This is a genomic window from Stenotrophomonas rhizophila (genome assembly GCF_003651185.1).
In the GTDB taxonomy this organism is placed as follows: Bacteria; Pseudomonadota; Gammaproteobacteria; order Xanthomonadales; family Xanthomonadaceae; genus Stenotrophomonas; species Stenotrophomonas maltophilia_Z.
Map to the genome: position 1 here is coordinate 13,726 of NZ_RCDC01000005.1, position 15,586 is coordinate 29,311.

Sequence of the window (15,586 nt, forward strand, 5' to 3'; positions counted from 1 at the left end):
TGCGGCGGACTGACCGGCCAGAACGGCCGGGTCAGTCGCTTTCGCCGAGCCGGCCTTCGGCCAGCGGTACCCGCGAGCCATCCAGCAGGCCGCGGCTGAGCGCGCCGTTCTCGATGAACAGCAGCTCGCCGTTCTCACCGTTCTTGATGCTGCTGTCGATGGCGATGATGCGGTCGCCATGGAAGCTGCTGACATGCGGCATCGAGGTGTGGCCGACCACGATGCGGGCGAGGTCGAGCTGTTTGAGCAGCGTCTCGACCTGGGCGGTATCCATGCGGCCATCGAAGTAGCCGCGGTACCAGATCGGGCTGGTCTTGCCATCGAACAGCCGGGCAGTGTCCGGTGCAGCCTTGACCTGCGCCTTGGGCAGCCCGACTGCGGCCTGGTAGCCGGCGTTGGTGGTATCCATGTTGCGCACCAGGTCCAGGTTTTCCGGTGCGATGCCGCCGTGCAGGAACAGGGTGTCCCCGATGCGCAGCAGCACCGGACGGGTGCGCAGCCACTGGCCGATCGTCGAATCCGGACCGTACAGCGCGGGGTAGGAACGGCCGAGCAGCTGCGCGGTCTTGAGGTACTTCGGGTTGACGTAGCGCAGGTCGTTGTAGAGCACCATCGTCTCGTGATTGCCGAGCACGAAGTGCACCGCACCACCGGCTGCCGCGGCCTGCTGCTGCAGGCGGTACAGCAGCCAGAATGCTTCGGTGACCTGCGGGCCGCGGTCGAATACATCGCCGGCCACCACCAGCGTGGCGTCGCCCAGCAACCAGCGGTCTTCGCTGTCGATCACGTGGTGGGCGCGCAGCAGCGTCACGAGCAGGCCGTACTGGCCGTGGATGTCCGACAGCGCGACGATCCGCGGCGTGGCCGGGAATCTGGCGATCTCCGCCGTGCGCGGCGGCAGCACGGTCAGGGGGTGCGGATAGCCGCACTCGGGGGCGACCTCGGTGGCCTCGCCGCGTGCCGGCAGCTCGCGGCGGATCACGTGGTCCTTGCACACCCAGGCCGCTTCCAGCCCCTTGGCGGTACGAAATACGTACGGTCCATCGGCATCCACGTGCTCGGCCGGCGCCGCCACCTCGCGTGCCGTGGCCAGCAGCGGCGTCATCAGCAGCGCTGACTGGAGCAGCAACAGGCCAGGGCGGGTCAGGGCGCGGAGGATCGACATCGGGGGAATTCCTGTGGCGGACGGCAATGCCGCGATGCTACGCCGCACGGAGTGCGCCGGGCATGCGCCATTGGTCAGCCATGCATGCCGCAACGGGCGGATGGGCCGGCGCTGCCGTCGGCCACACAGGGTCACCCGCGCTGCAGCGCCTTTCGCCCGGGGGCATCGGGCAGGTCATCGCTGGCCAGCACTACCCGGTCCCGGCCCCGCTTCTTGGCCTGGTACATCGCCGCATCGGCGCGCGCCATCAGCCGCTCGTAGTCGGGATGACCATCATGCGCGGCCACGCCGATGCTGGTGGTCAGCGACAGGCTCTGGCCACTGGCCAGTTGCACCGGGCTCTGCGCGATGTGCTTGCGCAGGTTCTCGGCGATCACCTCGGCCTGGGCGGCGGTGGCGGCCACCAGCACCACCACGAATTCCTCACCGCCATAACGGAACAGGTAGTCGCTGCCGCGGGTAAGCTGGCCGAGCAGGGCGGCCACGTGCTGCAGGGCGCGGTCGCCGCCGTCATGGCCGTGCGCATCGTTGATCGCCTTGAAATGGTCCAGATCCAGCAGCAGCACCGAGAACGGCGTCTGCGTGGAATTGGCCAGTTCGATTTCCCGGCGCAGCACGGTCGGCAGGAAGCGACGGTTGAGCAGGTTGGTCAGTGCATCGCTGCCCGCATCGAGCTCGCCGATCCGTTCGAACAACATGCCCATCAATGTGCGGATCTGCGCCAGCCGCTCGCGGATACCCTGCAATGCCCCGAAGCGCGCCGCGAAATCGGCATGCGCAAGCGCTTCCTGCAACTGCGTATCGACCGCGGCGACCAGTGCACCGACCTGGCCGGTCTCGCTGCTCTCGCCGAAACTCGGAATGCCCTTGTGGGTGAACCACAGGCCGAACTCCGATTGCGCCAGCCCGGTGAGCTCGGCCTCGGCATTCTGGCTGGCCATCGCGTAGAGCAGCGCGTTCTCCCAGTCCAGCAGCAGGGCGCGTTGCCGTTCGCGCTCGGTGCTGACGTTCTGCACCAGCGAGAACAGGCGATACGCCGCATCGGTCCGTGAAGAGCGCTCGCGTGCATGCGTGTAGGCCAGCGTCATGCCTTCCAGGGCTATATCCATCGAGGCGCTGAGGCAGTGGATCGCCGCGAACGCGGTCGCACTGTCGTCAGCCTGCGCGATGATGCGGTCGAACAGGCGATGCTTGAGTACACGCGCGCCGCGGGCCACCAGATCCACCGGAATGCCCACACGGGCATGCACGTCACCGATCACGCGCTGTGCGGCGACCAGCGCGTTGATGCTGTCCGGCGTGGCGGTAAGGATCTGCTGCAGCCACCGCTGCATCGCCGGTTTCAGGCGCAGCCGCACCTGGTCGTGCGAGAGGAACCGGCTCGCGCGCGGGTCTTCGAGCAGCACGTCGTAGAAGTGGTGGGCCAGCCCGGGCGGGCTCTCCGCCGACAGGCTCGCCAGCAGTGTCGCCGCAGCGGCCGGCGTCTGCGCCAGTGTCTGTGCCCAGGCCAGCGCCAGCGGTTGGCTGGCCTCATCAAGATTTGGAACGTTATGCACGATTGTCTTCCCGCCACACAGGCCGTCGAGAGGTAGCGGCCGGGCGCTGGTGTTATTGAGTTGCAAACTGAACGCTGCGGTAAGTGTAATAGTCTCCGCGCGAGGCGCTGCTTACCCTGCCGGCATTGTCCAGGAGAGCTTTCATGGGTCACGACCACGACCATCTGCCCAGCGAGATCCGCCACGAAAAACCGCTGTGGTGGGCGCTGGGGCTGACCACCACCTTCCTGCTGGTGGAGGTGGCCGGCGCGTTCTGGACCAACAGCCTGGCACTGTTGTCCGATGCCGCGCACATGGCCACCGATACGCTCGCGCTGATGGTCGCGCTGGTCGCGGTCCGGCTCAGCCGGCGCCCGCCCGATGCCAAGCGCACCTACGGCTATGCGCGGCTGGAAGCCATCGGCGCGATGATCAACGGCGGCATGCTGTTCGTGGTCGCCGGCTACATTCTGTGGGAGGCGGTGCAGCGCTTCCGCGCGCCGCAGGAGATCGCCTCCACCGGCATGCTGGTGATCGCGGTGTTCGGGCTGGTGATCAATCTCATCTCGATGCGCCTGCTGCGCGCCGGCAGCGGCGAGAGCCTCAACGTCAAAGGCGCGTACCTGGAAGTCTGGGCGGACATGCTCGGCTCGGTCGCGGTGATCCTCGGCGCGTTGCTGATCCGCTGGACCGGCTGGAAGCCGATCGATCCGATCCTGGCCGTGCTGATCGGCCTGTGGGTACTGCCGCGCACCTGGGTGTTGATGCGCGAGGCGATCAACGTGCTGCTGGAAGGCGTGCCCAAGGGCATGGATGTCGCGGCGGTACGCGGCACCCTGTGTGCCCACGATGGCGTGGTGGACGTGCACGACCTGCACGTCTGGGCGCTGGCGTCCAGCACCCCGGCACTGACCGCGCACGTGGTGATGGGCACCGGTGTGAATGCGGACCGCCTACGTCGCGAGCTGGGCACCCGGTTGCACGAGCAGTACGGCATCGACCATGTGACCCTGCAGATCGAGGCCGACCACTGCGGCGATCCCTGCAGCGTCGGCAGCCCCCGCGACCGGCACGCCGATGACCATGCGGGGCACGACCACGCGTCCCATGCGCACGACAGCCACGACAGCCACCGCGCTGCACCGGACGCGCAGGGCCATCACGGGCATCCGCATCCCTGAGGTCTACCGGCGGCCCCACGGCGGACGGGCAGGGCAGGGTTGCCGCTACAATGCGGGTCTGCCTTGCCATCTGTCGGAGATACTGCAGTGACCCGGAAACTCGTACTGTTGCGCCACGGCCAGAGCCAGTGGAACCTGGACAACCGCTTCACCGGCTGGGTGGACGTGGAACTGACCGAACAGGGCCGCCGCGAGGCTGCCGCCGCCGGCCGCCTGATGCGTGAAGAAGGGCTGCAGTTCGATGTCGCGCATACCTCGGTGCTCAAGCGCGCCATCCACACCCTGCAGGGTGCCCTGGCCGAGCTGGACCAGGACTGGCTGCCGGTCAGCAAGAGCTGGCGCTTGAACGAGCGCCATTACGGCGGCCTGCAGGGCCTGGACAAGGCCGAGACCGCCGCCAAGCACGGCGAGGACCAGGTCAAGATCTGGCGCCGTTCCTACGACATCCCGCCGCCGGCGATGGACATCGAGGACCCGGGCCACCCGATCCACGACCGCCGCTATGCCGGCCTGGACCGCAACGCGCTGCCGGGCACCGAATCGCTGGCCACCACGCTGGACCGCGTGTTGCCGTACTGGTTCGATGCGATCGCCCCCCAGCTCAAGGACGGCAAGACCGTACTGGTCACCGCGCACGGCAATTCGCTGCGCGCGCTGTACAAGTACCTCAACAATGTTTCGCAGGAAGCGATCCTGGAGCTCAACATCCCGACCGGCATCCCGCTGCTGTTCGAACTCAACGACGACCTGACGGTGCAGTCGTTCCGCTACCTGGGCGACCCGGAAGCGGCACGCAAGGCCGCCGAGGCCGTGGCGAACCAGGGTAAAGCGAAGTAAGAGCGAAAGGCCGGCAAATGCCGGCCTTTCGTTTTGTTCGCCCTTTGATATCGGGCACTCCACCACAGGTTCGCTCCCTGTGTTCCGGTGGGGCTTCACGGTTCTCGTGGCATCAGTGCAACAATAAACTCTGTGCCAATGGGGAGGGCATCCCGATAATCAGCTTTGATTGCGGAGACGTTCTTGCTGGTGTTGTGCCATGGGTCCATCCAGCCTTGGGGCGTCATCAGCAAATAGTGATCAGATTGGTAGGGCGCTTCGCCTCGGATGCAGACGATCGATCCTACTGGGAACTGCGCAGGTCTACGCCAATCTGCGATGTACCAGAGATCGTGGTCTGCAAGGGACCAGATGATTTCATGAACATCTAGTCCAAGCGGCGCTTCGTCCAGTTTCCCGTCCTTATGGTGCTCAAGCCGTTTGAGGGCTGCGTCGTACTCAATTCCAAGAAGAGAAGCCACGCAAGCGACGCCGCATCCCCACTCATTCTCTTGTTTTACAAGCCTGTATTTATTCATTGCACCTCACATTTTTCACGATTTCTCACCATAGAGCTCCTGCTGCTCTACGAGCAAGGCGTCTCGTCGCTGCCGGTGTGTGACCTTTGGCCGGTCCGCACCGGCCCCTCCCGCGCTACGCTGCCCGATTGCCCGTGGTCCGGGTGATGCATCCATCTGTAGCCGGAGAGTCGAATGAAGTTTTCCAAGCTGGTCCCGCTGGGCCTGACCGCCGCCATCGCCGTGTCGCTGGCCTCCTGCGGCAAGACCGATACCGCGCCTGCCGCCACCGCCGATGCCACGCCGGCGTTTGATCAGTCGCAGATCAAGACCGCGCTGATCTCGCTCAACACTGCCGATCTGGACACCGCCATCGCCGCCTGTACCGACCTCAACGGGTTCGTGAACAGCAAGTGGCTCAAGGCCAACCCGGTCCCGAACGACCAGACCACCTGGGGCAGCTTCGAAATCCTGCGCGAGCGCTCGCTGGAAGTGCAGCACGCGCTGGTCCAGCAGGCCGCCGCCAGCCAGGCCAAGGCCGGCACGGTGGAAGCCAAGATCGGCGATATCTGGAAGACCGGCTCGGATGAAGCCAAGATCGAGGCGGCTGGCATCACCCCGCTGCAGCCGCAGCTGGACAAGATCGCCGCGCTGAACGACACCGCCGCGATCACCCAGTACCTGCGCGACAGCCAGGCGGTGGGCCAGGGCGTGCTGTTCTCGCTGTTCGCCAATGCCGATTACAAAGATTCGGCCAACGTCATCGCCTATGTCGGCCAGGGCGGCCTCGGCCTGCCGGAGAAGGGCTACTACTTCGACGATTCGCAGGCCAAGATCCGCGACGCGTACGTTGCCTACATCGCCCAGGTGCTGACCCTGTCCGGCGTCGATGCCGAGCAGGCCAAGACCCAGGCCAAGGCCGTGATGGAGTTCGAAACGCGTCTGGCCCAGGCCTCGATGTCGCGCATCGAAATGCGTGACCCGGCCAAGCGTTACAACCCGGTCAGCGCTGCTGATGCGGACAAGCTGACCCCGAACTTCAGCTGGACGGCCCTGTTCGATACCCTGAAGGTGCCGGCCGCGCAGAAGTTCTCGATGGCCCAGCCGGGCTTCTTCGGCGAAGTGGACAAGATGCTGGCCGACGTGCCGGCCGCCACCTGGCAGGCCTACCTGCGCTTCCACACCATCGATGACGCTTCGCCGTACCTGAGCAGCGCCTTCGAAAAGGCCAACTTCGATTTCTACAGCACCACCCTGCGTGGCCAGAAGGAAATGCAGCCGCGCTGGAAGCGCGTGCTGGAGTCGGTCAACGGCGCCATCGGTGAAGGCCTGGGCCAGATGTATGTCGACGCCGTGTTCCCGGCCGACTCCAAGGTGCAGATGCAGCACCTGGTGGAGAACCTCTCGGTGGCGCTGAAGGCGCGCCTGGAGAAGCTGGAGTGGATGAGCGAAGACACCCGCAAGAAGGCACTGGAGAAGTGGGCCAGCTTCACCCCGAAGATCGGCTACCCGGACAAGTGGCGTGACTGGTCGGGCCTGGAAACCAACGGCGACAGCTACCTGGGCAACATGCAGGCCGCGCGCACGTTCAACTACCGCTTCATGCTCAACAAGATCGGCAAGCCGGTCGACAAGACCGAGTGGGGCATGACCCCGCAGACCGTCAACGCCTACTACAACGCCACCAAGAACGAGATCGTCTTCCCGGCGGCGATCCTGCAAGCGCCGTTCTTCGACGCCAAGGCCGATCCGGCGCTGAACTACGGCGGCATCGGCGCGGTCATCGGCCACGAAATGATGCACGGCTATGACGACTCGGGCAGCCAGTTCGCCGCCAACGGCAACTTCGACAACTGGTGGACCGACAGCGACCGTGCGGCCTTCACCCAGCGGACCGACCAGCTGGTCGCGCAGTTCGACGGCTATGAGTCGCTGCCGGGCGTGAACGTGAAGGGCAAGCTGACCCTGGGCGAGAACATCGGCGACCTCGGTGGCCTGACCGTGGCCTACGACGCGCTGCAGATGGCGCTGAAGGAAGACCCGAAGGCCAACGTAGCGGTGGACGGCCACACGCAGGACCAGCGCTTCTTCATGAACTGGGCCACCGTGTGGCGCCGCAACTTCAACGAAGGCGAGCTGCGCGTGCGCCTGAACACCGATCCGCACGCTCCGGCCAACTTCCGTGCCAATGGCGCGCCCTCGAACATGCCCGCGTACGCGCAGGCGTTCGAGTGCAAGGCCGGCGATGCGATGGTGCGGGCCGACGACAAGCGCGTTGTGATCTGGTGATCGCACGCGGTTGAGTGACATGAAAAACCCGGCGGACGCCGGGTTTTTCTTTTCCAGCACGCTCGCGGCAAACCCAAGCGGAGACTACGTAGCGGAGGCCATCATCCGGGTGAACAGGCCGAACACCTGCGGGTCGACCAGGCCACCCTGCTGCTCGGCGAGGATGCCCATCGCCTTGGCATGCGGCATCGGGCCGCGGTACGGGCGGGTGGTGGTCATGGCGTCGTACCCATCGACGATGGTGAGCACGCGTGCGCCCAGCGGAATGTCGCTGCCTTTCAGGCCATCCGGATAACCACTGCCATCGAAGGCCTCGTGATGGCTGCGGATCAACCGCGCCACCTCGGCGGCATCACTGCGCCCGGTGGTGGCGAAGATACGCTCACCACGTTCGGGGTGGGTGCGCATGATCGCGCGCTGAGCGTCGTCCAGGCGCGCGGGATACAACAGCACGTTGTCCGGAATGCCGATCTTGCCGATGTCATGGAAGCGCGCGGCCAGCGCCAGATGCGCGCGCTGCGTGTCGTCCAGATCGCACAGGCGCCCCAGCTGATCGCCGAGCAGGCCGACCCGGTCGCAGTGGAAACGGGTGTACTGGTCGCGCATCTGCAACGACATCGACAGCGCATCGATGGAGCAGACCTGCGAAGGGGTGTCGTCGAACATGGGGGCGGTCACGTGGGGTCGGATGGCCGGCCGTCAGTGCCGGGGTCGGGCAGGCCGCCACGTGGCGCCTGCCCCTTGAACGATAGCGCCTGGCGACCGACGCCAGGCGTGAAATCAGCGTGGGGAGAGGGTCAGCAACAGGGCCTTGGCGGCGCTGAAGCGGTCTTCCGGCAGCGGCAACGGGTGCTTGATGCGCAGCTTGTCCGGCCCGTCCATCGCGTACAGCTTGGGCTGCTTCTGGATCAGCTGGATCACCGCCATGGGGTCGATCTCCGGCTTGGGATTGAACACGATGCGGCCGCCGTTCTCGCCCAGCTCCAGCTTGCGGATGCCCAACACGTTGGCCTGCAGCTTGAGCTCGGCAATCGCGAACAGATGCTTGGCCGGGTCCGGCAGCAGGCCGAAGCGGTCGATCATCTCCACCTGCAGTTCGCGCAGCTCAGCGCTGTCACGCGCGCTGCTGATGCGCTTGTACAGGGTCAGGCGGGTATGCACGTCGGGCAGGTAGTCGTCCGGGATCAAGGCCGGCACATGCAGTTCGACCTCGGCACCGCGCGCCTCTTCGCCCGCATCCAGGTCCGGCAGTTTGCCCAGGCGGATGCTGCGCACCGCGCGTTCGAGCAGCTCGGTGTACAGGCTGAAGCCGACCTCGGCCATCTGGCCGCTCTGGTCCTCGCCAAGCAGCTCGCCGGCACCGCGGATTTCCAGATCGTGGGTGGCCAGGGTGAAGCCGGCCCCGAGTTCGTCCATCGAGGCGATGGCCTCCAGACGCTTCTCGGCATCGGGCGTCATCGCGCGCTTGTCCGGCACCACCAGGTAGGCGTACGCCCGGTGATGCGAGCGACCCACGCGGCCACGCAGCTGGTGCAGCTGGGCCAGGCCGAAGCGGTCGGCGCGGTTGATGATGATGGTATTGGCGTTGGGGATGTCGATGCCCGATTCGATGATCGTGGTCGACAGCAGCACGTTGAAGCGCTGCTTCTGGAAGTCCAGCATCACCCGCTCCAGCTCGCGCTCGGGCATCTGCCCATGGGCGATGCCGATACGTGCTTCGGGTACCAGCTCGGCCAGCTCGCGCTGCATGCGGCCGATGCTCTCCACGTCGTTGTGCAGGAAGTACAGCTGGCCACCACGGGCCAGTTCGCGCTGGAACGCTTCGCGCAGCAGGGCGTTGTCCCAGGCGGTGATGAAGGTCTTGACCGCCAGCCGGTTCGGCGGCGGCGTGGCGATGATCGATAGATCACGCAGCCCGGCCATGGCCATGTTGAGCGTGCGGGGAATCGGCGTGGCGGTCAGGGTCAACAGGTGCACGTTGGCGCGCATCGCCTTGAGCGCTTCCTTCTGGCGCACACCGAAGCGCTGTTCCTCATCGACCACGACCAGACCGAGGTCCTTGAACTTCACGTCCGGCTGCAGCAGGCGATGGGTACCGATGATGACGTCGATGGTGCCGGCGGCGACCTTCTCCAGTTCGGCCTTGATCTCCTTGGTGGATTTGAAGCGCGACAGCACCTCCACCCTGAGCGGCCAATCGGCGAAGCGATCGCGGAAATTGCGGTAATGCTGTTCGGCCAGCAGGGTGGTCGGCACCAGCACGGCGACCTGCTTGCCGGCGCTGGCGGCGGCGAACGCGGCGCGCACGGCGACCTCGGTCTTGCCGAAGCCGACGTCACCGCAGACCACACGGTCCATCGGCTGGCTGCTGGCCAGATCGCGCAGCGTCGCGTCGATCGCGGCCAGCTGATCAGGGGTTTCCTCGAACGGGAACCCGGCCGCGAACGGCTCGTACATCGCGCGGTCCACGTGCAGCGCCAGGCCGGCACGGGCACGGCGACGCGCCTGGATTTCCAGCAGCTCGGCGGCGACGTCGCGGACCTTTTCGGCCGCCTTGCGCTTGGCCTTGGTCCACTGCTCGCCACCGAGCGAATGCAGCGGCGCGGTTTCCGGAGAGGCACCGGAATAGCGGCTGATCAGGTGCAGCTGGGCAACCGGCACATACAGGCGGTCGCCCTTGGCGTATTCGATTTCCAGGAACTCGCCGGGCATGCCGCCGGCATCGAGCACGATCAGGCCGCGGTAGCGACCGACACCGTGGTCTTCATGCACGATCGGCGAACCTTCGCTGAGCTCGCCGAGGTCGCGGATGATCGCTTCCGGCTCGCGTCCGGCCCGGCGGCTGCGGCGCTGCTGGCCGGCGCGTTCGGGGAACAGCTGACGTTCGGTCAGCACCGCGATCGGCGGGCTTTCCAGCGCGAAACCGTCTTCCAGCGGCGCCACGGTGATGCCGAAGCGCACGCTGTCGTCGGCCAGGAAGCCGGGCAGATCGGCGACCACCGGCGGCTTCAGCTCGGCGGCGAGCAGCACTTCCAGCAGGGCTTCGCGGCGGCCGGCGGAATCGGCGGCGATCAGCACCCGGCCCGGGTAATGACCGATGAAGGATTTCAGTGCCTCGGCAGCCGGCGCATCGCGGGCGGCCACCGGCAGTGGCGGCAGGGGCTGGTCGCCCAGCGGCTGTGCATCGCCGATGCGGTCGTGATCCAGCGGCCAGACTTCGACGCGGGCCAGGCCGTTGAGCGTGGCGCGCAGTTGTTCGGGGCTGGCGTACAGCTCTTCCGGCGCCAGCAGCGGGCGCTCGACATCATGACGGCGCTGCTCGTAGCGGTTCTGCGTCTGCGCCCAGAAGGCGGCCGCAGCATCGAACACGTTCGGCGCCAGCACCGGCAGCACGTTGGGCTGCAGGTAATCGAGCAGGGTCGCGGTCTTGTCGAAGAACAGCGGCAGGTAGTACTCGATGCCGGCCGGCGCGATACCGGCCTTGAGATCCTGGTAAAGCGCGCTGCGCCGGGTATCCACATCGAAGCGCTCGCGCAGCGTGTTGAGCACGCGCGAGACGCTGAGATCATCCAGCGGCACTTCACGGCCGGGCAGCATGTGCACCGCTTCGACCTTGTCCAGCGAGCGCTGGGACTCCGGATCGAAGGCGCGGATCGAATCGATATCCTCGTCGAGCAGTTCCACCCGCAGCGGCGCCTCGGCTCCCATCGGGTAGACGTCGAGCAGGCCGCCACGCACGGCGAAATCACCCGGGTCCATCACCTGCGGCACGTTGCGGTAACCGGCCGATTCCAGGCGGCGCTTTTCCGCGTCCAGATCCAGGCGCTGGCCGACCGTCAGGTCGAAGCTGCCGCCGATGACGTATTTGAGCGGTGCCAACTGCTGCAGCAGCGTCTGCACCGGCACCACCACGATGCCGCGCTTGAGCGCAGGCAGGGCATGCAGCGCGGCCAGCCGCTGGGAAATGATGTCCGGGTGCGGGCTGAAGGCGTCGTAGGGCAGGGTTTCCCAGTCCGGGAAGGCCACGATCGGCACGTCGCCGGCAGTGCCGAGCAAGGTGTGCAGATCGGCTTCGATCTGGTTCGCGCCATGGTTGTCGCGCGCGACCACCAGCAACGCCCCGTCGTGCGACTGCGCCGCGCGGGCGATGTACCACGCCAGCGCTGTGGCCGAAGCGGGAGCGCGCCACCAGGCGCGGAGCTGTCCAGGACGTGGCAGCGGCGGAACGGGATAGGAAGTGCGTGACATGAACCGTCGATTTTAGCAGACCGCAGCCTGACGGCCGCGTCATCCGGCGGCGGCCGGGCAGTGCCCGGCCGCCCGTCATCAGCTGTCGAGTTCAAGCACCATGCGCACCAGGCCCGGCGTACCGTTCGGGTGCGGGATCGGCTGGAAGCCCAGCGAGGCGGCCAGCTGCTTCATCGGCTCGTTCTCTTCGGCAACATCGCCGTACAGACGATCCAGGTACTTGCCGCGCGCCCACTTGACCAGCTTGCGCATCAATTGCCGGCCCAGGCCCTGGCCGACCAGGAAGCGGCTGACGAGGATCGCGTACTCGGCCTCGCGGGTGCCGGGGATGATCGAGGCACGCGCGACCGCACCCACCACGGCTTCACCGGCAGGCAGCGACTCGGCTGCGACCAGGGTGATTTCGCTCTTGGGATTGGGATGGGTCAGGCGCTGCGTCGTTTCCGGCGACAGTTCGGTCACCGACTGCAGGAAGCGGTCGCGGATTTCTTCGGGACCGAACAGACTGAAGGCGGCATGCAGCGGCGGGCCGTCTTCCGGCCGGATGGGGCGGATCAGCAGCTCGTGGCCACTGGGTGCCTTGAAAATCTCGTGCCAGGGCGGCATGCGGTTACGGGTAGCCATACCGGTGATTCCTTGGTGGTCTTCGGATTCTCGCATCCCGGGGGCAGCGTTCCGTGAACGGATCACTCACGCCGCGCCGGACGGGAGGCGCCGGCCAGGCCGGGGTTCCGGCCTGGATTCAGGGGGTCATTCGGCCTGCTTGAGCCACTGCAGGCGGGTCGAGGCGCCGGCCTCGCCCAGGTGCTGCTTGAGCGCCGGCATGGCCGGGGCCAGGACCTGGTCGAACTGCCACGGCGGGTTCAGCAGCAGCATGCCGCTGCCATTGAGCCGCAGCGGGGAGTCGTCCGGGCGGATCAGCAGCTCGGCGGTCAGCACCGATTTCACCGGCAGGGCACACGCCTTGCGCAGGAAATGCAGGATGGTCCGGCGCTGCTTGATCGGGAACCAGATCGCAAAGCTGGCCTGCGGCCAACGGCCCAGGATCTCGGTCACCGAGGCCAGGATGGCCTGGTATTCGGCGTCCTGCCCCTCGTAGGGCGGGTCGATCAGCACCAGCCCACGGCCGATCTTCACGCCGTTGGCCTTGGGCGGCAGCAGCTTCCTGTTCTGGGCATAGCCATCGGCGTGATACACGGCCACCCGGCTGTCATGGGCGAACAGTGCCTTCAGCGCCGTGGCTTCGGCATCCTGCACTTCGCACACGGCCATGCGGTCCTGCTCGCGCAGGGTCTGGGCGGTCAGCAGCGGCGAGCCGGGGTAGCTGATCATCGCCCCGACCGGGTTGTCGGCCTGGACCGCCTTGAGGTAGCGCTCCACCACCGCGGGCAGCTGCGGCTGGGCCATCAGGCGCATCACGCCGTCTTCGGCCTCCAGCGTCTTGCGGCTTTCCTCGCTGGCCAGCAGGTAGCGGCCAGCGCCGCCGTGGGTGTCCAGCACGAAGAACGGGCTGTCCTTGCGCTTGAAGGTGTCGAGCAGGGCAAGCTGCACGATGTGCTTGAGCACATCGGCATGGTTGCCGGCATGGAAGGCGTGGCGGTAATTCATCGGCGCAGTGTACGGGGCGGCGGGCCCAGCGGCTATGCTGCGCGCATGAGCCACCCCCTGCACAACGTCCTGGTGGTCGAGGACGAAACCGCCATCGCCGATACCGTTCTGTACGCACTGCGCAGCGAAGGCTACGGCGCCCAGCATTGCCTGCTCGGCGGTGAGGCGCTGGCCCGGCTGCGCCAGCATGCCTTCGATGTGGTGGTGCTGGATGTGGGCCTGCCGGACATGAGCGGCTTCGAGGTCTGTCGCACGCTGCGCACCTTCAGCGAGGTGCCGGTGATCTTCCTGACCGCCCGCAATGACGAGTTCGACCGGGTGCTCGGCCTGGAGCTGGGGGCGGACGACTATATGGCCAAACCCTTCTCGCCGCGCGAGCTGGTGGCGCGGGTGCGTGCGCGCCTGCGCCGGTCCGCGGCCCCTGCCGACACCACCGGCTGGCAGCAGCTCGGGCGCTTCTCGATCGACCGCGAGGGCAGCCGGATCCGCTTCGGTGACCAGCCGCTGGACCTGACCCGCTACGAATACGCACTGATGGCGGCCCTGCTGCAGCGCCCCGGCGCGATCCTCAGCCGCGCCCAGCTGATGGACCGCGGCTGGGACAGCGACGCCGACAGCGCCGACCGCACGGTGGATACCCACGTCAAAACCCTGCGCGCCAAGCTGCGTGCCGCCGGTGCCGAGACCGACCCGATCCGTACCCACCGTGGCCTGGGCTACGCACTGGAGGTGTAGGCATGCGGCTGGGCCTGAAACTGTTCCTGGGCTTCTTCCTGATCGTGGGTATCGCCGCGTTCTTCGTGATGCGCATTTTCGTCAACGAAGTGAAGCCCGGCGTGCGCCAGGCGATGGAGTCCACGCTGGTCGATGCAGCCAACGTGCTGGCGGAAATGGCCGCGGCCGATCTCAAGGCCGGGCACATCCGCGACGGCCGCTTCGTCGCCGATCTGGCGCGCGCCAAGCGCCGTGACCCGAAGGCGATGGTGTGGCGTTTTCCCAAGCGCACGCTCGATTACCAGGTCACCATCACCGATGCCAACGGCATCGTGGTGTACGACTCGACCGGGCGCGATGTGGGGCGTGACAACTCACGCTGGAACGATGTCTACCGGACGCTGCGCGGCGAGTACGGCGCGCGCTCCAGTCCGGAAACCCCCGGCGACGACACCCACTCGGTGATGCACGTGGCCGCGCCGATCTTCGATCCGGCCGATGGGCGCCGCTTGATCGGTGTGCTCAGCCTGGCCCAACCCAACCGCAGCATCGATCCCTTCATCGCCGCCAGCCAGCGCGCCATCATGAAGCGCGGCGCCTGGCTGATCGGTCTCTCGGCGCTGATCGGCCTGCTGATGACCGCGTGGCTGATGCACGGCGTGAACCGGCTCAATCGCTATGCCAAGGCGGTCAGCGCCGGTGAGCCGGTGCCGCCGCCGAAGCCGCGCCGCGATGAGATCGGCGATCTGGGCCAGGCGCTGGAAACCATGCGCCGCAAGCTGGAAGGCAAGGCCTACGTCGAGCAGTACGTTCAATCGCTGACGCATGAAATGAAGAGCCCGCTGGCCGCGATCCGCGGCGCGGCCGAACTGCTGCAGGAACCGTTGCCGGACGCGGATCGGGCGCATTTCGCCCGCAGTATCGAAGGCCAGGCGCAGCGCCTCACCGAAACCATCGACAAGCTGTTGGCGCTGGCCGAGGTGGAGCAGTACGGCTGGCTGCAGAAGCACGAGCGGCTTGCACTGGCGGCGTTGCTGGAGTCCGCCGCCGACGCGGTGGCGGTGCGTGCGCAGGCCGCCGGGGTCACGATCGCGGTGGAGGCGCAGGCCGAGAGCGTGCAGGGCGATGGCTATCTGCTGCGGCAGGCGCTCAATAATCTGCTGGAGAATGCCGTGGCGTTCTCACCGGCCGGCGGCAGCATCACGCTCGGTGCCCGTGCGGAAGGCGAGGGCATCGCCCTGACCGTGGCCGACCGGGGCAGTGGCGTGCCCGAGTACGCACTGGATCGCGTGTTCGAGCGCTTCTATTCGCTGGCACGGCCCGGCACCGGCCAGCGCAGCTCCGGCCTGGGCCTGTCGTTCGTGCAGGAGGTGGCGCGCCTGCACGGCGGTCGTATCAGCCTTCGCAACCGTGATGGCGGCGGTGCGCAGGCGGTGTTGTGGCTGCCCTTGCGGCTGCCTTCGGTACCGCCGCGGCGCTGACCGGCGCCGCACTTCACACAGACTTCAAACT

At 66.9% G+C, this 15,586-nt stretch carries 12 protein-coding genes; 5 read left to right on the top strand and 7 right to left on the bottom strand.

Translation table 11 applies throughout. The features are described from left to right. Positions 1–31: 31 nt before the first annotated feature. Both BCL79_RS11695 and BCL79_RS11700 read right to left on the bottom strand, forming a co-directional pair. On the bottom strand, positions 32–1,165 hold the full coding sequence (locus tag BCL79_RS11695) for a metallophosphoesterase (RefSeq protein ID WP_121041371.1): 1,134 nt from the start codon (positions 1,163–1,165) through the stop codon (positions 32–34). A gap of 131 nt (positions 1,166–1,296) precedes the next feature. Next, positions 1,297–2,721 carry a diguanylate cyclase gene (locus tag BCL79_RS11700; RefSeq protein WP_121041373.1) on the bottom strand — a complete coding sequence of 475 codons (1,425 nt, stop codon included), beginning with the start codon at positions 2,719–2,721 and terminating at the stop codon, positions 1,297–1,299. 143 nt (positions 2,722–2,864) lie between these two features. Between BCL79_RS11700 and BCL79_RS11705 the strand changes: the two genes are divergently transcribed. Together BCL79_RS11705 and gpmA are read left to right on the top strand one after the other, a co-directional pair. Next, positions 2,865–3,881: a cation diffusion facilitator family transporter gene (locus tag BCL79_RS11705; protein WP_121041375.1), complete on the top strand. Its 1,017-nt coding sequence runs from the start codon at positions 2,865–2,867 to the stop codon at positions 3,879–3,881. Between the two features lie 87 nt (positions 3,882–3,968). After that, positions 3,969–4,718, top strand: a complete 750-nt coding sequence (gene gpmA / locus BCL79_RS11710; protein ID WP_038689579.1) for a 2,3-diphosphoglycerate-dependent phosphoglycerate mutase — start codon at positions 3,969–3,971, stop codon at positions 4,716–4,718. A 95-nt stretch (positions 4,719–4,813) separates the two neighbouring features. On the opposite strand, the gene BCL79_RS20095 is transcribed toward gpmA, so the two are convergent. Further along, a complete protein-coding gene (locus BCL79_RS20095; protein WP_147433893.1) occupies positions 4,814–5,236 on the bottom strand; it encodes a hypothetical protein in 423 nt (140 codons plus the stop codon). Between the two features lie 174 nt (positions 5,237–5,410). Between BCL79_RS20095 and BCL79_RS11715 the strand changes: the two genes are divergently transcribed. Beyond that, positions 5,411–7,504 carry a M13 family metallopeptidase gene (locus BCL79_RS11715; RefSeq protein ID WP_121041377.1) on the top strand — a complete coding sequence of 698 codons (2,094 nt, stop codon included), beginning with the start codon at positions 5,411–5,413 and terminating at the stop codon, positions 7,502–7,504. Between the two features lie 84 nt (positions 7,505–7,588). Here BCL79_RS11715 and BCL79_RS11720 read toward each other — a convergent pair whose 3' ends face one another. The 4 genes from BCL79_RS11720 to BCL79_RS11735 all read right to left on the bottom strand — a co-directional run bounded on the left by BCL79_RS11720 (position 7,589) and on the right by BCL79_RS11735 (position 13,360). Next, positions 7,589–8,170: an HD-GYP domain-containing protein gene (locus BCL79_RS11720; RefSeq protein ID WP_121041379.1), complete on the bottom strand. Its 582-nt coding sequence runs from the start codon at positions 8,168–8,170 to the stop codon at positions 7,589–7,591. Positions 8,171–8,284: 114 nt separating this feature from the next. Further along, entirely contained in the window at positions 8,285–11,752 is a 3,468-nt protein-coding gene (mfd, locus tag BCL79_RS11725; protein WP_121041381.1) for a transcription-repair coupling factor, read from the bottom strand. Positions 11,753–11,830: 78 nt separating this feature from the next. Then, positions 11,831–12,376 (bottom strand): GNAT family N-acetyltransferase, encoded by a 546-nt coding sequence (locus BCL79_RS11730; RefSeq protein WP_019184458.1) that lies wholly within the window; start codon positions 12,374–12,376, stop codon positions 11,831–11,833. A gap of 126 nt (positions 12,377–12,502) precedes the next feature. Next, on the bottom strand, positions 12,503–13,360 hold the full coding sequence (locus BCL79_RS11735) for a 23S rRNA (adenine(2030)-N(6))-methyltransferase RlmJ (RefSeq protein WP_121041383.1): 858 nt from the start codon (positions 13,358–13,360) through the stop codon (positions 12,503–12,505). 45 nt (positions 13,361–13,405) lie between these two features. On the opposite strand from BCL79_RS11735, the gene creB reads away from it, so the two are divergent. Together creB and creC are read left to right on the top strand one after the other, a co-directional pair. After that, positions 13,406–14,095: a two-component system response regulator CreB gene (creB, locus tag BCL79_RS11740; protein ID WP_121041385.1), complete on the top strand. Its 690-nt coding sequence runs from the start codon at positions 13,406–13,408 to the stop codon at positions 14,093–14,095. A gap of 2 nt (positions 14,096–14,097) precedes the next feature. Beyond that, positions 14,098–15,555, top strand: a complete 1,458-nt coding sequence (creC, locus tag BCL79_RS11745) for a two-component system sensor histidine kinase CreC (protein ID WP_121041387.1) — start codon at positions 14,098–14,100, stop codon at positions 15,553–15,555. Positions 15,556–15,586: the final 31 nt, after the last annotated feature.